At 66.8% G+C, this 21,835-nt stretch carries 1 protein-coding gene; it reads right to left on the bottom strand.

What is annotated here, in order from left to right; genetic code table 11:
* Window positions 1-57 precede the first annotated feature (57 nt).
* The gene (locus tag CH268_RS25830; RefSeq protein WP_094666267.1) at window positions 58-21,813 is read right to left on the bottom strand and encodes a non-ribosomal peptide synthetase; all 21,756 of its coding nucleotides are present in this window, start codon (window positions 21,811-21,813) and stop codon (window positions 58-60) included.
* Between the last annotated feature and the right edge of the window lie 22 nt (window positions 21,814-21,835).

Genomic DNA, 21,835 nt, shown 5'->3' with positions numbered 1-21,835 from the left:
AGGCCGATCCGACCGTTCATCGTCCACGACGCGGCGAGCGTTGCAGTTCGCTTCACCCTATCGGTCGGCGGTTCCCATCGATCCGGGCAGACGATGCACCGGAATGTCGACACCGCTCATCTCGATACCGTCGCCGTCGACCGACACGATCGCAACGAGGTCTTCGATGTCCTCGGGTTGCAGGCGATCGACCGCGGCGGCATCTGCTGCGGAGAGGAACGCATGGGTGACCCATTCTGCGGACACGATGTCGGCGGCGTCCTCGGCGGACTCCGCCCGATCGGTCACCAGGGCTGCACCTGCCGTCACGGCGACCATACCGGCCAGAACTGCTGCACCGGTGTCGAACCGGGTGGGAACGGCAAGCCGTGAATCGTAGGCCACCGACCAGTCCGTCACTGCGCTCGCCGCCAGTGCCGCGAGTGTTCCGTGATCGATCACGGTGCTGTCGTCGCCCACGACCAGCGCTGGACTGTCGGGTCCCAGCACGTCCGTTCTGTCCGAATACGTCACCGGCCGGCCGGAACTCGCGGCAATGGCGTCGACGACGTCCGGATGCCCGAGGTGGATGGTCGTGACGGACGCGGCCCAGCTCGGCACGTCGTCACCGTCGAGGACAAGGACGGATGCGCCTGCCCGGTCGATGACGTCGGAGGAGTTCGACGGGGCGATCGGAGCGACGGCTCCGCCTGCCTTGGCCACCGCCCACTGCGTCACGACTGCCGCAACAGCGTCGGTGACGGTGACTCCGACGACGACTCCGGTTCGGACGCCGCGCTCGATCAGTACCCGAGCCATCCTCGAGGACTGCTCGTCGAGCTGACGGTAGGTGGTCTCGACTCCGTCCGACGACAACGCGGGCGCGTCGGGATCTGCGTCCACCGTCGAGGTGAGTACCTGAGGCAATGTCAGGTCCGACCGTGCCGGTGCCGCGATGGCGTCCGCGGTCTGCGGGGTCTCGGTCAGTGCCGTCCGCTCGGCGGCGTCGAGCACTTCGATGTCCCCGACGACGACCGTAGGTGTCGCCGCCACCGCACCGGCGATGCGCGCGAATCGTTCCGCAAGTGAGGCCACAGTGGACTCGTCGAACAGGTCGGCGGCGTACACCCATTCGACGTTCAGGGTTCCGGTACCGCTGTTGCCGTCGGCGTTCTGGGTTTCCACCGTCACCTGCAGGTCGAATTTCGCCGTCGGTTCGAAGCCACTGACGGGTTCGACCACCAGGTTCGGCAGCTCGAAGCGCGCCTCGCCGTGGGGCTCCACCGACAGAACCGTCTGGAACAGCGGGGTGTACCCGGCGTTCCGGTCCGGTGCGATCGTGTCGACGACCCGCTCGAACGGGACGTCCGAATTCGCGAAGGCCCGCAGGTCGGTCTCGCGTAGAGCGGTCAGCAGCTCTGCGAACGTCGCATCCGGGTCCACGTCCGTGCGCAGCGCCAACGTGTTGACGAACATGCCCACCAGTCCGTCGAGCGCCTCGTGCCCGCGCCCGGCGATGGGCGTGCCGACGGCAAAGCTGCGGGAGCCGCTCATCCGCGACAACAGCACCCCGAGGACCGCGTGCAACACCATGAACAGAGTCGCGTTGTTCTCGCGCGCGATCGCGGCGAGCCCGGTGTGAACCGACTCGTCCAGCTCGACACTCACACTGGCTCCGCGCAGGTTGGCGGTAGCCGCTCGCGGCCGATCCCACGGCAACGACACGACCGGGGTGATCCCGCTGAGCTCGTCCGCCCAGAAGGCCAACTGCTGCGACAGAATCGACGTGGGGTCGCTGTCCGAGCCCAGCACCTGCCGCTGCCATACCGCAAAGTCCGCGTACTGCACCGTCAGCGGTTCGGGCGTGTAGTCGGTTCCCGACGCGGCAGCGAGGTACGCAGTCATGACGTCACGGGCCAGTGGTGCCATCGATGCGCCGTCTCCGCTGATGTGGTGCATCACGATGACGAAGATGTACTCGTCCGGGCCGAAGCGGAACAGTGCTCCCCGGACCGGGGGTGCGACGGTGACGTCGAAGCCCTCGTAGACGAGTGCGCGAATCCGTTCGGCGGTGTCGGAGTCGTCGGTCGCGTCGATCGGAGTCAGATCGGGTACGACCGATCCGGCGTCGACGAACTCCTGGTACGGCGAACCGTTCGCATCTTCCGGGTAGCGCGTGCGCAATGCCTCGTGGCGTTCCACGGTGCTGGACACGGCTGCCTGCAGTGCCGCGACATCCAGCTCGCCTCGCAGACGGAGCGCGAGCGGCATGTTGTAGGCCCCGGACTCGGGGTCGAGTCGGTTCAGTACCCACATGCGCTGTTGCGCGAGCGACAACGGAACGGTCTGTCCGGCCGGTCGGCGACGCAGCGGAATATCGTTCGCGTCGTCGATGCGTGATTCGGCGCGCGCTGCGAGTGCCGAGACCGTCGAGGCCTCGAACAGGTCTCGGACACCGACCTTCTTCCCGAGCGCAGCCGACACCCGTGCCGCCACTCGCGTGGCGATCAGCGAGTTACCACCGAGATCGAAGAAGTCGTCGTCCGATCCGACCCGCTGCACGCCGAGCAGCTCCGCGTAGATCTCCGCCACGATCTCCTCGACCGGCGTTGCGGGAGCTCGGAACTCGCGAACCTCGAACACCGGCTCCGGCAGTGCTTTTCGATCCAGCTTGCCGCTGGTGTTCAGCGGGAATTCCGCGAGCACCATCACCGTCGCCGGCACCATGTACTTCGGCAGCGCGCCGCCGACGAAGGTGCGAACCTCGGCCGGGTCCAGCGTTCTACCCGGCGCAGGCACCACGTATCCGACGAGCTGGTCGCCGGCACCGGTGGTCGCCACCACGGCCGTGGCCTGGTTGACGTCGGGATGGGCCAACAGTGCGGTCTCGATCTCACCGAGCTCGATCCGCTGGCCACGGAACTTGACCTGGAAATCGGTGCGCCCGATGTACTCCAGGACGCCTGCAGCGCCCGGCCCCGATCGCCATCGGACGAGGTCTCCGGTGCGATACATGCGCTCGCCGGCAGCCGAGAACGGGTTCGCGACGAAGCGGTCCATCGTCAGGTCGACGCGCCCGAGGTATCCGTCGGCGAGCTGCGTCCCCGCGAGATACAGCTCACCCGCGGTCCCTGCGGCAACCGGATGCAGCCTGCCGTCGAGAACGTAGGCCTGGGTGTTCCATTCCGGCGCCCCGATCGGGACGGTCGCGCCCTCGTCGGCAGACGTCTCCCAGTACGTCACACTCACTGCGGCTTCGGTGGGGCCGTACAGGTTGTGGATCCTGGCAGAGGTGATCGCGCGAAAGTCCGTCACCGTCTCCGGGGGCAGTGCCTCACCCACCACGTAGACGTGTCGCAAGGACCGGCACTGCTCCCCGGTGGCGTACGCGGCGAACACCGTGAGCATCGACGGCACGAAGTCCGTGACGGTGACGCCGTGCCGGGCGATGCGCTCCGCGACGTACGCCGGGTCGCGGTGGCCGTCGGGGGTCGCGAGAACGACGCTCGCACCGACCTGGAGTGGGAGGAAGAAGCCCCACAGTGACACGTCGAACGTCGTCGCCGTCTTCTGCAGGTAGACGTCGTTCTCGTCGAGCGAATACTGGTCGATCATCCACGCCATCTCGTTGACGATCGCGCGGTGCGGCACCGCGACGCCCTTGGGTCGCCCGGTCGACCCGGACGTGAAGATGACGTAGGCGGTGTTCTCCGGACGTACCGGTGCCAGTCGGTCGGCGTCGGCCACGGCGTCTGCCGGGTAGGACGCTAGATCGAGGGTGTCCAGTTCGAGAATCGGGAACCGTTCCGGCAGTCCCGTCCGATCGTGGCTGGTCGAGAGAACGGCGACCGGCACCGCGGTGTCGAGGATGTACTCGATGCGCTCGGCCGGGTGGTCCGGATCGATGGGTACGTATGCGCCGCCGGCTTCGAGGACGGCGTACATGCCGACCATCAGGTCGATGCCTCGCCTCATGCCGAGAGCGACGAGCGACTGCGGGCCGACGCCGAGCGAAATCAGGTGTCGGGCAAGACGGTTGACCCGCTCCGAGAACTCGGCGTAGGTCACTGCGGTGCCCTCGTACAGCACGGCCGTGGCGTCCGGGTTCGCCGCAACCCGAGCCCGGAACGGCGCGGTCAGCATGATGCCGGCGTCGACCTCGTGTGCGGTGTCGTTCCAGGTGTCGATCACACGGGTTCGTTCTTCCGAGCCGAGCAGATCGATATCGCCGACCGCCGTCGTGGTGTCGGAGACGAAGGTTTCGAGAACACCGACGAGACGGGACAGGATCGATTCCACGTACGCAGCGTCGAACAGATCGCTGATGTACTTGAGCGTGAACGAGATTCGATCCTCGGCCACGACCAACAACGTCAGTGGGTAGTGAGTGTTGTCGTTCGAGCTCACCGACTCGACGGTCATTCCGTCGATCGCTGCCGCCTGCTGCGTCAGCTCGGCTTCGTCCACCGGGTAGGACTCGAAGATGGTGAGGGTGTCGAACAGATTCCCCATTCCGATCGCCCGTTGGATGTCGACGAGTCCCATGTGATGGTGGTCGAGCAGGTCTGCTTGTTCTCCCTGAATCCGGACCAGGTAGTTCTCGACAGTGTCGGCCGGATCGAATCGAACGCGCACCGGGATGGTGTTGATGAACAGGCCGATCATCGACTCGACGCCTGGAAGAGCAGCGGGACGGCCGGAGACCGTGGCACCGAACACGACATCGGTGCGGCCGGTGATGTGTGCGATCAGCAGGCCGTAGGCCGCTTGCACCAGCGTGTTGACGGTGACGCCGAGCCTGCCACCGAGCGTAACGAGCGACGCGGTGGTCTCGGGATCGACGAATCGCTCCGTCTCTGCCGAGCGTGCGGAGATCTCTCGTCCGACACTCGGCGGTGCGACGAACGTCGGCTCCTCGACTCCGGCCAGCGCGGTGGTCCACGCACCGAGAGACACGGCCGGGTCCTGTCGGTTCAGCCAGGCCAGGTAGGAGCGATACGAGCGAACCCTCGGCATCGACGAGGTGGAACCCCGAGCGGCGTACAAGTACAACAGTTCCTTCATCACCAGCGGCAGAGACCACCCGTCGAGGAGCACGTGATGGTTGGTCATCGCGAGCTTGTAGGTGGTCGGGGTGATTCGCACGAGGACGAAACGCAGCAGCGGTGCAGTGGAGACGTCGAAATGTCGTCGTTGCTCGGCCGCCAGGGCATCGGCGACTGCTGCGCCACGTTCCGGCTCGTCGAGGTGCGACAGGTCCATCGTGGTCCAGGGCAACACGACGTCCTGATGGACGATCTGCACCGTCTCGCCGTCTGCGGTCGCGGTGAACGAGGTACGCAGATTGTCGTACCGATCCAACAGCGTCTGGGCAGCGTGATGCAACCGTTCGGCGTCCACCTCGCCGGCCAGGTCGAGTACGACCTGCATGGTGTAGACGTCGATCGACGCATCGGCGAACAACGCATGGAACAGCAGTCCTTGCTGCAACGGTGACAGCGACCAGATGTCGGTCAGCTGTGGGTAACGCGCCTCGAACGACGCGATGTCGGCCTGCGACAGCGCCACCAGAGGCACGTCCGACGGGGTCAGGCCACCCGAGCCGGGTACCTCGGCGTACGTGGCCAGCGCCGACAACGCCTCGGACCACAGCCCGGCGAGACGCTCGACCGTGTCCGCGGACACGGCTCCGGTCGGGAACGCGAAGCTGGCGCTCAGGACCCCGCCCTCGTCGGTATCGAGCACGATGGCGTTGATGTCGACGGTCTTGTTCGCGGCCATGTCGGCGTCACCGGGCGCGGAGAGCTCACCGTCGGCGGCGGGCAACCAGCCGAGCGACTTCATCTCGTCCGGGACCTCGCCGGCGTCGACCCGGCCCAGGTAGTTGAAGCTGATCTGTCCGGTGCCGAGTTCGGCCAGTTCCGCAGCGGTCTCCGAGTTCAGGTAGCGGAGCAGTCCCCAGCCCATGCCTCGATCGGGCAGCGCCAGCATCTGCTCCTTGACTGCCTTGACTGCATCTCCGAGCTGCGACCCTCCCGCGAACGCAGCATCGACGTCGATTCCGGTCAGGTCGAGGCGAACGGGGAACAGGCTGGTCAGCCAGCCGACGGTACGTCCCAGATCAGCTCCGGGAACCACCGCTTCCTCGCGGCCGTGGCCTTCGAGCTGCACGAGTGTTGCCGGTGCAGTGATGCCGCGCTCGGACCGCAGTCTCGTGACGGCCAAGGCGAGCCCGGCCAGCAACCCGTCGCCCACTCCGCCGCGGAAGATCTCCGGAACGGTGGTCAGCAAGGTGCGCGTGACGTCGGGTGTCAGTTCGATGTTCACCCGTTCGAGCGTCGCCACGACATCGACCGCGGGATCGAAGGGGCGGTTGCCCAGCACGGGGTCCTCGGTGTCGGCGATCGAACGCCACAGCGGCAATTCGGCCAGCCGCGCCTCGCTCGCTGCCGCGTCGACCAGTGCATGGGTCCAACGCCGCATCGAGGTCCCGACCTCGGGGAGGCTCGGGGTCACTCCCCCGGACACCTGAGCCCAGGCGGCGACGAAGTCGGGGACCAGGATTCGCCACGACACTCCGTCGATCACGAGGTGGTGCGCCGCCACGGTCAGCGTGCCCGGCACCTCGGGTCCTCGGTCGACCCAGACGAGGGCGAGCATGCGACCGGCCGTGGGGTCGAGCGTTCCCACCGCATCGTCGAATACTGTTGCAGCCGAATCGGTATCGGCCCGGGTGAGCAGTGTATCCACATCGACGGCTCCGGTGCCCGCAACCTCGAGGCCCCAGCCGCGGTCGTCGTGCACCAGGGTGGACCGCAGCACGTCGTGTCGGTCGACCACTGCAGTCACCGTGGCGAGAATCCCCGCGCGGTCGATACCGATCGGCAGCTCCAGTGTGACGGCCTGATGGAAGCGTGACCACCCGCCGCCGCGCTCGATCATCGCTACACCGAACGGGGGCAGCGGCATCCAACCGACACCGCCGCCGTCGAGTTCCTCGAGCACGACCGCGTCGCTGCCCTCACCGACGATCACGGCGACCTCGGCGAGACCGGCAACGGTCTTGCGCTCGAACACATCTCGCGGCCCGAACTGAATTCCCCTGGCCTTGGCGCGAGAGACGAGCTGAATCGAGACGATGCTGTCGCCGCCGAGCGCGAAGAACGAATCGTCGACCCCGACGGCGTCGAGGCCGAGGACGTCTGCGAAGACCTCGGCAATGATGCGTTCGGTGTCGGTTGTCGCGGTGCGGAATTCGGCATCGCTGCCGAATTCCGGTTCGGGTAGTGCTCTGCGGTCCAGCTTGCCGTTCGGCCCGAGTGGCAGGGCATCGAGCACGATGAGCCCGGCCGGAACCATGTATTCCGGAACCAGGGTCGCAACCGAGGCGGTGACCGCTGTGGTGTCGATCGTCTCCCCGGCGACAGGAACGACGTAGCCGACCAGTAGTTCACCTGCCGACGGCGTCCGGCGCACGAGAACGACGGCTTGGTCGACCGACGGATCTGCAGTCAACGCGGCTTCGATTTCGCCGAGCTCGATCCGCAGGCCTCGGAGTTTGACCTGGAAGTCGGTGCGGCCGAGGTACTCGAGTTCACCGTCGCGCCTCCAGCGCACCAGGTCTCCGGTGCGATACATCCGCGAGCCGGCTGCGCTGTGCGGATCGGCGACGAATCGGTCGGCAGTCAGGTCCGGGCGGCCGAGGTATCCGCGGGCCAGTTGACGCCCGGCGAGATACAGCTCCCCGGGCACCCCGACGGGCACGGGGTGCAGTCGCGCATCGAGCACGGTCACCCTCGTGTTCCACACCGGTGCGCCGATGGGAACCGACACGGTGTCCGACGGCAGAACATGGTGATACGTGACGTCGACAGCGGCCTCGGTCGGGCCGTAGAGGTTGTGCAGCTCGGTGGCGGGCAGTGCAGTGCGCAGGGCCGAGGCAACCGATGCAGGCAATGCCTCACCGGAGGCGAACACCGCACGCAGGCCGGTGCAGTTCGACACGCCGTCCGCGGCGGCGAACACGGCCAGCAACGACGGCACGAAGTGCGCGACCGTGACGCCGCGTTCGGCAACGGTGCTCACCAGATATGCCGGATCTCGATGGCCGTCGGGCACCGCGATGACGAGTTCGGCACCGATCTGCAACGGCCAGAACAGCTCCCACACCGACACGTCGAACGTGACCGGCGTCTTCTGCAACACCTTGTCCTGCTCGGTCAGACGGTATTCGGCCTGCATCCACAGCAGACGGTTGACGATGGCCTCGTGGCTGACCGCAACGCCTTTGGGGCGACCGGTGGAGCCGGAGGTGAAGATGACGTACGCGGTGTCCGCCGGTCGCAGCGGTGCGGTTCGCTCGGCATCGGTCACCGGTGCCGTGGACAGACCTGTCGTGTCGACGGTGTCGACCAGGATTCTGGCGGCGTCGGTCACGAGATCTGTACCGTCGCGCTCGGTCGTGAGCAGCACCACCGGTGCCGCCGTGTCCAGGATGTAGCCGATTCGTTCGGCCGGTAGATCCGGGTCGACCGGAACGTAGGCACCACCGGCGGCGAGCACTGCGTAGATACCCGTCAGCATGTCGATGGAGCGGCGCATGGCCGTCGCCACCACGGTTTCCGGGCCGACTCCCTCGGCGATGAGCAGACGCGCGAGCGCGTTGACCCGTTCGGAGAATTCGCGGTACGTCACCCGATCGTCGAGGAAGCTCGTGGCGGTGTTGTCCGGGGACTCGACAACTCGGGTCTCGAACAGCGACACCAGAGTTGCGCCGGGATCCACCTCGTGCGCGGTGGCGTTCCAATCCTCGAGGACGCGGGTACGTTCGCCATCCTCGAGGATGTCGATGTCGCCGACGACCCCGTCCGGTGTGTCGGTCAGCGCGTGCAGTACCCGGACGAGCCGTCGCCCGAGGGAGGCCATGCTGGATTCTTCGAATAGATCTGTGGCGTAGTCGAACTGCACGTCGATTCCGGCGGGAGCACCGCGGTCGTCCGTGTTCTCCCAGAGCGTCACCTGCAGGTCGAATTTCGCGAACGCGCTACCCAGATCGATGCCCTCGACACTCAACCCCGGCAGGGCCAACGTCTGGCGGTTCAGGTTCTGGAACGTCAGCATGACCTGGAAGATCGGGTGGCGAGCCTGTGAGCGGTCCGGGGCCAGCTCGTCGACGAGCCGCTCGAACGGCACGTCGGCGTGCCCGAAGGCTCCCAGGTCGACCTCGCGAACTGCGGCGAGTTGCTCGCGCAACGTTGCCGCGGGGTGCACCGCGGTACGCAGGGCGAGCGTGTTGACGAACATGCCGACGAGCTCGTCCAGATCGGCGTCACCGCGGCCGGCGACCGGGGTCCCGATCGTCACGTCGTCGGTACCCGCCATCGCGCCGAGGAGCACCGCCAGCGCGGTGTGGACCACCATGAAGTTCGTGGCGTTGTCGGCGCGGGCCGCGCGAGCGATGTTCGACTGCAGAGCCTCGTCGATCGAGAAGTTGTATGCCGCACCGCGATACGACGCCACCGCCGGACGCGGCCGGTCGGTCGCGAGATCGAGCTGTGCCGGGGCACCGGCCAGAGCCGTCGTCCAGTAGGCGAGCTGCTTCGCCAACGGCGAATCGGGGTCGTCCTCGGAACCGAGTACCTCGCGTTGCCACAACGCGTAGTCCGCGTACTGCACCGGGAGTGGTGCCCACTGCGGGTTCTCCCCCGCGGCACGGGCGGTGTAGGCCACCATGACGTCGCGCGTCAGGGGTCCCATCGAGAACCCGTCCGCGGCGATGTGGTGGGCGACGAAGGCCAGTACGTGCTCGGTCTCGCTGACCCGCAGGATCCGGATTCGGACCGGAACAGCTCGGGTCACGTCGAATCCCGCGGACACGAAGTCGCGCAGGGCCTGCTCGATCGAACTCTCGTCGACGTCGTCGACGACAACCGTCACGCCGGCCTCCGCGGTACCGAGTACCACCTGATGGCCTCGTCCGTCGACCTCCGGGTACACGGTGCGCAGAATTTCGTGCCTCGCCAGCACGTCGTGCACGGCGTTGGTGAGTGCATCGACATCGATGCTGCCGGACAACCGAATTGCGACCGGGATGTTGTTCACGGCGGAGGTCGGATCGAATTGGCTCAGGAACCACATGCGCTGCTGGGCCATCGACAGCGGCACCGAGTCCGGTCGTGTTCGAGCCGTCAGTGCCCGGCGCGCACCGGTACCCACCTCGGACTCGATCGCACGTGCGAGCGACTGCACCGTCGGAGACTCGAAGATCGAGCGGACCGGCACCTGAGTATCGAGCGCCGCCCCCAGCCGGGAGACCACCTGGGTGGCGATGAGCGAGTTACCGCCGAGCGCGAAGAAGTCGTCGTCCAGACCCACGCGCTCGACAGCGAGCACCTCGGCGAAGACTGCCGCGACGGCCTCTTCCACCGGATTGGTCGGCGCGCGGAATTCGGCTGTCTCGAACTGCGGTTCGGGGAGCGCCTGTCGATCCAGCTTTCCGTTGACGCCTCGAGGAAGAGCCTCGAGCACGACGAAGGCCGCCGGGATCATGTACGACGGCAGACGTTCGGCGAGTGCACGACGGATGCCGTCCTGATCCAGCGTCACCCCATCGGCGGGCACGAGGTAGGCCACGAGCCGCGCGCCTGATCCCGTGTCCGCGAGAGCGATCACGGCGACGTCGCGAATCTCGTCGAGCGATCCGAGAGCGGCATCGATGTCGCCGAGCTCGATACGGAAACCGCGAATCTTCACCTGGAAGTCGGTGCGCCCGACGTACTCCAATTCGCCGTCGGCGCGCCAGGATACGAGGTCACCGGTGCGGTACAGGCGGCCGCCGGGGGTGAACGGGTCCGCGACGAATCGCTCGGCGCTCAGATCCGGCCGCGCGAAGTACCCGTCGGCCAGCTGCGCACCCGCGAGGTAGAGCTCACCTGCGACGCCGACCGGAACGGGAGCCAGACGCGAATCCAGCACGTAGACACGGGTGTTCCACTCCGGGCCACCGATCGGAACCGTGGTGCCGTCGACGGTCGTCACCCGATGCGAAGTCACCGAAACCGCGGCCTCGGTCGGTCCGTACAAGTTGTCCAGTCGCGCAGCCGAACTGCGCAGCGCGCGCTCGGCCGTGGCGACCGGCAGTGCTTCGCCGATCGCCAGGATCCGCGTCAGGGGTTCGGGCAGGGTGCCCGCCGACGCCGTGACCAGCGCGTCGAGCACGGACGGCACGGTGTGCAGTGTCGTCACCGATTCCCGGTTCATCAGATCGACGAGGTAGGCGGGATCGCGGTGGCCCTCGGCGTCGGCCACGACGATCGCACCACCGGAGACGGTGGCGACCCAGAACTCCCACACGGACAGGTCGAAGGTGGCCGCGGTCTTGAGCAGTACTCGGTCGGTGCTGCCCAGTCCGTAATGGGCGCTCTGCCACAGCAGCTGATTGACGATGGCGGCATGACTCACCGCGACACCCTTGGGGCGGCCGGTGGATCCGGACGTGAAGATGACGTACGCGGTGTTCGCAGGCCGCAGCGGCGAGGTGCGCTCACTGTCGGTGACGGGCGCGTCCGAGACCTCTGCGTCGAGCACTCGCGGATCGGTGTCGACCAACAGCACCGGAACCGAGTCGACATCGACACCGTCCCGCGCAGTACTCAGGACCAGAGCGGGAGCAGCTACCTCCAGGATGTAGGCATTGCGGTCCGCCGGCTGATCCGGATCGATGGGTACGTACGCCCCGCCCGCCTTGGCGACGGCATACATCGCGACGAGCAGATCCAGCGAGCGCCTGATCGCCAGAGCAACCGTCACCTGCGGGCCGACACCGGCACCGATGAGGACGCGGGCCAACCGGTTGATTCGACGATCGAACTCGCCGTACGACAGTGACTGCCCGGCATGGACCACCGCGACCGCGTCGGGCTGCGCCTGCACCTGTCGATCGAACAGCGATACCAGCGTCTGCGACGCATCGACATCGTGATCGGTGTCGTTCCACGTGCGGACGATCCGGGTGCGTTCCTCGGGCGAGAGCAGCTCGAGATCGCCGACGACGGCCGACGGGTCCGCGGCCACGGCAGCGAGGAGGCGAACGAACCGGTCGGCAAAACCTTCGACCGTCGCGCGATCGAAAAGATCGGTGGCATAACTGAATTCGGCCGACAGTTCCGCGGGCGAGCCGTCCGGGGCGTAGCGATCCGAGATCGACAGTTGCAGATCGGTTTTCGCGGTCACCGCATCCGCCTCGACGGCACTCACCGTCAGACCCGGCAGCTCGAACGTCGACTCGGCAAGGTTCTGGAAGGACAGGCCTACCTGGAACAACGGGTTGCGAGCCGTCGACCGCACCGGGTTCAGCACCTCCACAAGACGCTCGAACGGAACGTCGGAGTGCGCGAACGCGGCCAGGTCCCGCTCTCGGGCCTGAGCGAGCAACTGGCGGAAGGTCATCGACGATTCGACCGACGACCGGAAGACCAGGGTATTGACGAACATACCGATCATCGAGTCCAGAGCCCGCTCACCGCGGCCGGCGATGGGCGTTCCGACCGCGATGTCCTCGGAACCGGACAGGCGTGCGAGCAACACGGCGAATGCCGAGTGCACCACCATGAACAACGTTGCCTGCTCGGTACGTCCGAGTTCGGCGAGAGCAGCGTGCGTGCCGGCGTCGACGGTGAACCGCACGGCATCGCCACGAAAACTCTGCGCCGGCGGGCGCGGGCGATCGGTGGGCAGCACCAGCTGATCCGGCAGCTCGGCGAGCGTATCCTTCCAGAACGACACCTGCTGCGCTGCAACCGAATCGGGATCCGATTCGGTGCCGAGTACGGTTCGCTGCCACAGCGCGAAGTCGACGTACTGCACCTCGAGTGGCTCCCAGTCCGGAGCCGTCCCTGCAGATCTCGCGGTGTATGCAGTCATGACGTCGACGGCCAGCGGGCCCATCGACGCGCCGTCGGCCGACACGTGGTGGACGACGAAGGCCAGGACGTGCTCGTTCTCGTCGACGCGGAACACGCGCGCGTCGACCGGTACCTCGACGGTGACGTCGAAGCCACGCGTGAAGAATTCGGTCACGGCGGTGACGACGTTCGCACCGGCCACGTCTCGGACGGCGAGGTCCATCGGTACCTCGGACGCCGACAACACCTGCTGGAACGGGCCCTGTGCCGAGTCCGGGTACCGGGTACGAAGAGACTCGTGGCGCTCGACGACATCGCGCACCGCCGACTGCAGCGCAGCGACGTCGAGCTCACCCGACAACCGCACGGCGAACGGAATGTTGTCCACCGACGACGTCGTGTCGAACTGGTTGAGGAACCAGTACCGCTGCTGCGCAGGCGAGAGCGGCGGGTGCTCGGGACGTGGACCCGCCACGAGTGCAGCTCGTCCCCCCGAACCGACAGCGCTCTCCACGTGCGCCACCAGTGCGGCCACGGTCGAGCTCTCGAACAGCGCCCGCACCGGGACCACCGTGTCCAGGGCCGCGCCGAGCCGCGAGACCACCTGGGTGGCGATCAACGAGTTACCGCCCAGGGCGAAGAAGTCGTCGTCCAGTCCCACTCGCTCGAGGTGCAGGACGTCGGCGAACACTCCGGCGACGATCTCTTCGACCGCGGTGGTGGGTGCGCGGAATTCCCGGGCCTCGAACACGGGTGCGGGAAGCGCGGCGCGATCCAACTTGCCCACCGGGGTCAGTGGAACGGTGTCGAGAACGATGATCGACGACGGGATCATGTAGGCGGGCAATGATTTTCCGACGAAGGCGGTCAGCTCGTCGACGTCGACGACCGAACCACGCGTCGGCAGCACGTAGGACACGAGGGTGGTGACACCCGAGGGCAGTTCGTGTCCGAGTGTGACGGCGAAGTCGACCTCGGGAACAGCGGTGAGCGCGGAGTCGATCTCGCCGAGCTCGATACGGAACCCGCGCACCTTGACCTGGAAGTCGGTGCGGCCGACGAACTGCAGCTGCAGGTCGTCCGTCCATCGCACGACGTCGCCGGTGCGGTACATCCGTGCGCCGTCGATGCCGTACGGATTGGCCACGAAGCGCTCGGAGGACAGACTCGGCCTACCGAGATAGCCGCGAGCGAGCGCACCGCCCGACAGATACAGGTCACCCGCGACACCGGTCGGAACCGGTTCGAGCCTGGAATCGAGGATGAGCACGGACATGCCGTGAATCGGTCGACCGATGGTGATCGGCTCGCCGGGCGTCAACTCGGCGAAGCTGGAGATGATCGTGGTCTCGGTCGGTCCGTACCCGTTGAAGTACTTCCGGTCCCCCGCCCACCGGGCGAGCAGTTCGGGAGTGGTCACGTCGCCGCCCACCGAGAGCACCTCGAGCGAATCGATCCCGTGGGGATCCATCGTGCCGAGCACCGCGGGCGTGATGATGGTGTGAGTGACCCTCTCCGCCTTCAACAATTCGGCCAGTTCGGTGCCGCCGAGAATCGATGCCGGTACGACTACCAACGTCGCGCCGACGGAGAACGCCGCCATCCACTCCAGAACCGACGGATCGAAATTGGGCGAGCAGACGTGGAGGAACCTCGAGGCCGGTTTCAGGTGGTAGAGATCGGTTGCTGCGTCGAGGACGCCGCCGAGTCCGGCGTGCGTGACGACGACGCCCTTCGGCTTGCCCGTCGAGCCCGAGGTGTAGATGACGTAGGCGGGGTTCTGGAACGTGACGGGTCGCAGGCGGTCGGCGTCGGTGACCGGCTCGGCAGAGCGGGTGCGGACCTCGGCCACGAACTCGTCGTCGTCGACGCTCAGCCAGGTCAGGTCCTGCTGTCCACCGGCGAGCCGATCCGAGTGTGCCCGGGTGGTCAGGCCCAGTAGGGCCTCGGAGTCCGAGACCATGTGGGCGACGCGATCCTGCGGATACGTCGGGTCGACGGGGAGGTGCGCGGCCCCCGATTTCGCCACTGCCCAGACCGCGAGCACCATGAAGTAGGAGCGCTGGAATCCCAGAGCCACAACGGATTCGGGGCCGGCCCCGCGCTCGATGAGCACCCGGGCGAGCTGCGAGGACGTCGCATCGAGTTCGGCGTACGAGATCGAGCGGCCCTCGTAGCGAATCGCGGTCGCCGACGGGTCGAGTGCGGCTCCGGCAGCGAAGATCTCGGCCAGAGTGCCGCCGGCCAACACGTCGTCACCGTGGACGTGGGTGAGCCGGTCGTATTCGTCGTCGTAGAGGATGGACAGATCGCCCACCGGGGTGTTCGGTGTCGCCACGATCGCTTCGAGCAGCCAGCGGAAACGTCGCGAGAACACCTCGATCGTGTTCTCGTCGAACAGGTCTCGCGCGTAGAGGAAACCGGCGGACAGACCGGTGCCGTCGGCCTTCTCGTGCAGCGTCAGCGACAGGTCGAACTTGGCGGTGTCGACCTCGACGTCGACCGCCGAGACCGTCAGATCGGGAAGGTGGAATTCGCTCGGCGGCAGGTTCTCGAACGCGATCGCCACCTGGAACAGCGGGTGCCTGGCCGTCGTGCGCTCGGGTTCGAGCAGATCGACGAGCCGCTCGAAGGGGATGTCCGCGTGTGCGAACGCATCGAGGTCGACGTCCCGGACGTGGCCGAGGAGGTCGGTGAATCCCTTGCTTCGATCGACCGAGGTGCGGAGCACCAGGGTGTTGACGAACATGCCGATCACGTCGTCCAGGACGGCCTCGCCGCGCCCTGCGACGGCGGTACCCACCGCAACGTCGTCCGAGGTGGACATGCGAGCCAGGAACAACGCGAGTGCACCGTGGAGCACCATGAACAGGGTGGTTCCGGTCGACCGGGCCAGATCGTCGAGCGAGGCACGCAGATCCGCATCGATGTCGAACTGGAACCGCCCGCCCGAGTACGACTGCACCGCGGGACGCGGCCGGTCGTACGGCAGGGTCAGCTCACTGGGCAGGTCCGCCAGGGCCGAACGCCAGTAGTCCGCCTGTGCTGCCATCAGGCTGCTCGGATCCGCGTCGTCGCCGAGCACGGCGCGCTGCCACAGCGCGAAGTCGGCGTACTGAACCGCCAGCGGCGTCCACTGCGGAGCGTCGCCGGCCACACGAGCGAGGTAAGCCGTCATCACGTCGCGGGTCAGCGGTCCCATGGACCACCCGTCTGCGCTGATGTGATGAACCACCACGACCAGCACGTACTCGTCGTCGGTGACCTGGAACAGTTTCGCGCGCAGGGGAATCGACTGGGTGACGTCGAATCCTTCGGAGGCGAAAGCGATCAGGTCGGCCACCGCGCCGTCGGCGGACGGTGTGGTGGGCGTCAAGTCCGGTGCCACCGATTGGGCAGGCAGGATCACCTGATGCCCCGATCCGTCCACACTCGGGTAGACGGTGCGGAGTGCCTCGTGCCGGTCGAGAACGTCGACGACCGCTGCGTTCAGGGCCGCAGTGTCGAGTGCTCCGGTGAGCCGGATCGCCACGGGGATGTTGTTGACCGCCGATTCGGGCTCGAATCGGTTGAGGAACCACATCCGCTGCTGGGCGAGAGAGAGCGGAATTCGTTCGGGGCGTTCCTGCGGCACCAGAGGCGCGGAGACTCCGTGGCCGACGTGGCTTTCCAACGCAGCAGCCAAGGCTGCCACCGTGCCTGCCTCGAACATCGTTCGGACGGGCACCGTCGTGCCCAGCTCGGCACCGAGTCGTGCGGCGACCTGAGTGGCGACGAGCGAATTGCCGCCGAGCGCGAAGAAGTCGTCGTCCACACCGACTCGGTCGAGTCCGAGGACCGCGCCGAACACGTTCGCGACGATCTCTTCGACCGGATCGGACGGTGCTCGGTAGGGCGTTGCCTCGAATTCGGGATCGGGCAGCGCTTTTCGATCGAGCTTGCCACTTCCGCCGAGCGGGAATTCGGCCAATTCCACGACGATGGTCGGCACCATGTACTCGGCCAGACGTCCACGTAGCGCGGTGCGTACCCGGTCCACGTCGACCGGGTCTTCGGTGGGGACCACGTAGGCAACCAGTTGTTCCCGTCGCACGAGCACCACGGCCTGAGCGATCTCGGGAAGATCCAACAGAGCCGATTCGATTTCGCCGAGTTCGATACGGAGACCACGCAACTTCACCTGGAAGTCGGACCGCCCCACGTACTCCAACTCACCGGCGGGCAGCCACCGCACCACGTCGCCGGTTCGGTACATCCGCGCACCGTCGACCGCGAACGGATCGGCAACGAAGCGATCCGCGGTCAGATCGGGTCGGCTCACGTATCCCCTGGCGAGCTGGACACCCGAGAGATAGAGCTCTCCCGACACCCCGACCGGAACCGGCCGCAACGACGAATCCAGAACGCGCACATCGGTGTTCCACACCGATGAACCGATCGGCACCACGACTGTGTCCGCGTCGGAGACCGCGTGATAGGTCACGTCGACAGCAGCTTCGGTCGGGCCGTACAGGTTGTGCACCGACACCTGTGGGAGCGCGCGGCGCAGCGAATGTGCAGTAGCAGGCGCAAGCGCCTCCCCCGAGGCGAACACCGTACGCAGCGACGCTCCCGCGTCGGGCCTACGCAGCGCCTCCGGCGTGAACACCGACATCATCGACGGCACGAAGTGCACTACCGAGACATGTTCGCGTGCAATGACATCGAGCAGGTACGACGGATCCCGATGACCCTCGGGAACCGCGACGACCACCGATGCGCCGACCTGGAAGGCCCAGAAGAACTCCCACACCGACACGTCGAACGTAGCCGGTGTCTTCTGCAACACCACGTCCTGCGGACCGAGGGGGTACTCGTGCTGCATCCACGACAACCGGTTGACGATCGCCGCGTGCGATACGCCGACGCCCTTCGGCCGACCCGTCGACCCCGAGGTGAAGATGACGTATGCGAGGTTCTCTGCCCGCAGCGGTGCCGTCCGCTGCGCGTCGGTCACCGGCGCCGACGAGAATTCCGACACGTCCACGGTGTCGATGTCGACCGTCTCCACGCCGGGGAACTCGACGTGATCTCGGGTGCTCGAGAGCACCCGTACCGGCGAGGCCGTGCTCACGATGTACTCGTTGCGCTCCGACGGCTGAGCCGGATCGATGGGTACGTACGCAGCACCGGCCTTGACGATCGCGTACATACCGACGAACAACTCGATACTGCGGCCGACTGCGAGGCCGACCGTCGAATCGGTCCCGACACCCACCGACAACAGGTACCGCGCCAGGCGGTTCGCGCGCGCATCGAGCTCGGCGTACGTCAGTCGAACGTCCTCGAACACCAGGGCCTGCGCGTCGGGGGTCTGCTCGACGCGACCATCGAACTGCCCCACCAACGTTGTTCCGCTGGTGATCTCGTGCGCAGGCCCCGAACCGAACGTCAGCACCGACTCCCGCTCGACCGAGTCGAGCAGGTCGATCTCTCCGACGGCTGCAGCGGGCGCTGCGGTGATCGCACGAAGAACCCGAACGAACCGCTCTCCGAATCGAGCCATCGTCGATTTGTCGAACAGGTCCGCGGCATAGGTCAGGGCGACGGTCAGGCCCGCGGGCTCGGCGCCGGCCGGTGCCGAATCCCACAGCGTCACCTGCAGATCGAACTTGGCCAGGTCTGCCTCGTAGTCGACCGCTGCGATGGTCAGGCCGGGGAGCTCGACCGCGGTTCGATCCAGGTTCTGGAACGTCAACATCACCTGGAACAGCGGGTGGCGTGCCTGCGAGCGAGCCGGGGCCAATACATCCACCAGACGCTCGAAGGGCACGTCGGCGTGCGAGAACGCAGCGAGGTCCACCTCCCGGATCTCGCGCACCAGATCGTCGAACGACGTCCGTGGATCGACTTCGGTGCGCAGCACCAGTGTGTTGACGAACATGCCGACGACGTCGTCGAGGGCCGCGTCTCCACGGCCGGCGACCGGCGTACCGATACTGATGTCGTCGGCGGCCGCGAGCTTGGCCAACAACACGGCCAGCGCGGCGTGCACGACCATGAATGTCGTTGCGTTGTGGTCTCTTCCGAGCTTCTCCAGCGCGCGGACCAGTTCGGCGTCGATCTCGAACGTGTGCGTGCCGCCGTTGGTCGTGGCGACCGCCGGGCGGGGACGGTCGGTGGGTAGCTCCAACTGGTCGGGTGCGCCGCCGAGTCGGTGCCGCCAGTAGTTCTCCTGCGCCGAGATCAGAGATTCCGGATCGTCCTCGCTGCCGAGGACGGCCCTCTGCCACAGCGTGAAGTCGGCGTACTGCACCTCCAGCGGAGTCCACTGTGGTTGCTGCCCGTTGGTGCGCGCCACGTATGCGGCCACCACGTCTCGGGTCAGCGGGCCCATCGAGAATCCGTCGGCCGCGATGTGGTGCACCACGAACGCGAGCACGTGCTCGGTCTCGGCCGTCTCGAGAAGCACCGCCCGGAAGGGCAGTTGTACCGCCAGATCGAAGGGCCTGAGCGCGAACTCGAGCAGCACGGCGGGAACGTCGGCATCGGTTGCCGTCGCGCGCTCCAATTCCACTGCCACCGCACCGGATTCGAGTACTTGTTGGAAGCCGATGCCGTCGTGATCGGGGTAGACCGTCCGCAGCGACTCGTGCCGGTCCAACACGTCGATCAAGGCCGCCTGCAGGGCGGTGAAATCGAGTTCGCCGCTCAACGCGATGGCGACCGGGATGTTGTTGACAGCCGAGTCCGGCTCGAATCGGTTGAGGAACCACATCCGTTGCTGGGCCAGCGACAGCGGCACACGTTCGGGCCGCTGCTGCGCCACCAACGGAGGTCGCGCGTGCGTCGAGCCTGCGGCATCGACGGCCGCGGCGAGTTCGGCGACGGTCGGTGCGTCGAAGAACGACCGCACATCCACTGCTGTGCCCAGTTCCGCGTTGACTCGCGCGATCACGCGGGTGGCGTTGAGCGAGTTTCCGCCGAGAACGAAGAAGTCGTCGTCCACGCCGATACGGTCGATACCGAGAACGGTCTCGAAAATTGCCGCCAGAGCAGTTTCGGTGTCGGTGCCCGGGGCGCGATACTCGCGTACGAGCGAGGCGAAATCGGGTGCAGGCAGGGCCTTTCGGTCCAGCTTGCCGCTGGCGTTCAGCGGGAATTCGTCCAGCACGACGAACACCGACGGCACCATGTACTCGGGCATGCGCCGGCGCACCGCATCGGCCAGGCCGTCGTGATCGATATCGGGCTCGGTGCTCACGACATAGCCGACGAGCTGCTCGCCCAACTGCGCCTGCGAGTGGTCGGCGTGAACGAGTACTGCAGCCTGGGTCACCTGCGGCTCGGCGAGCAGCGCCTGCTCGATCTCGCCGAGTTCGATACGGAGGCCACGCAGTTTGACCTGGAAGTCGGTGCGGCCGATGTACTCGATCTGGCCGTCGGCGCGTCGGCGCACCAGGTCGCCGGTGCGGTACATCCGGTCCCCCGGCTCACCGAACGGGTCGGCGACGAATCGATCGGACGTCAGGTCCGTGCGTCCGAGGTATCCGCGAGCGAGCTGCACGCCCGCGAGATAGAGCTCTCCCTCGACTCCCCGGGGTGAGCGCCGCAGACCCTCGTCGAGCACGTAGAGGTCGGTGTCGTCGACGGCAGCGCCGATCGGTACCGAGCCGTCCTCAACCTGCTGGGTTCGGTAGTACGTGACGTCGACGGCTGCTTCGGTGGGACCGTACAGGTTGTGCAACTCGGCACCGGAGATCGCGTGGAACGCGTTGACGGTTCGCGCCGGCAGCGCCTCACCGGAGGCGAACACCATGCGAAGCGAATCGGCCTGTGCTGCGGTGGGTTCGGCAACGTAGACCGACAGCATCGACGGTACGAAGTGGGTCACCGTCACGCCGTGTTCAGCGATGACGCGGGCGAGATAGGCGGGGTCGCGGTGCCCGTCGGGCTCGGCGATCACCAGTGTCGCGCCGATCTGCAACGGCCAGAAGAACTCCCAGACCGACACGTCGAACGTGAACGGCGTCTTCTGCAAGACGACGTCGGCCGGGGTCATCGTGTATTCCCGCTGCCGCCAGGAAATATTGGCGACGATCGCGCGGTGGCCCACCGCCACGCCCTTCGGCCGCCCGGTCGAACCGGACGTGAAGATGACGTACGCGAGGTCGTCTTCGCCGAGGGTGCCGAGCCGGTCCGCATCGGTGATGCGCCCTGCAGTCACGCCGGAGACGTCGACGGCATCGACGAGCAGAGTCTGCGTGCCGTCCGGCAACTGCGGCAGGTCCTCCGATGTCGTGAGCACCAGAACCGGTCGCGCGGTATCGAGGACGTAGGCGAGTCGATCCATCGGGTGCTCGGGGTCCAACGGAACGTAGGCACCACCGGCTGCCGAGATGGCGTACATACCCACCAGCAGATCGAACGAGCGGCGGATCGACAGCCCCACCGTCGAATCCGGGCCGACTCCCCGCTCGATCAGAACCCGGGCGAGGCGTTCGACCGACTCTGCGAACTCGGAATAGGACCGACTCTCGCCGCCGAACACGAGCGCGGGCGCGTCCGGTGTCCGCTCGGCCTGATCGGCGAACAGGGTGTAGAGGGTGGTTGCCTCGGGTTCGGCCGGGCTCGACGCCGAGTCGTCGTCACCGAGAACCGTCGCGGCATCGGAGACCACCGACGAGACCACGGCGTCGAGACCACCGTCGGTGGCCTCGATGAGGCCGGGAACGGTGTTGGACAGCACGACCGGGACCAGCGCGTCCGGGCCGAGAACCCCACCCATGGCCGTGTCGAGGGTGGTGATCTCCTCGTCCAACCGGGCGTAGGTCAACTCCGTGCCGAGGTGCGCGAGCGCCACGCGGTCCGGTTCGACCGCAGCGACGCTCCGAACCAAGCGCGGAAGGTCCTCGACCGTCAATGCTGCCTCGCGTCGACGTCCAACCGCCATCTAACTTTTCCTCCTGATCGAT

It is taken from the genome of Rhodococcus sp. 06-1460-1B (assembly GCF_002258475.1).
Classification (GTDB): Bacteria; Actinomycetota; Actinomycetes; order Mycobacteriales; family Mycobacteriaceae; genus Rhodococcoides; species Rhodococcoides fascians.
This window is presented reverse-complemented; position numbering and strand designations above follow the sequence as displayed.

Bases quoted from the DNA above. Each gene is read 5' to 3' on its own strand.
- CH268_RS25830 (WP_094666267.1), bottom strand. From the start codon at position 21,813: ATGGCGGTTGGACGTCGACGCGAGGCAGCATTGACGGTCGAGGACCTT.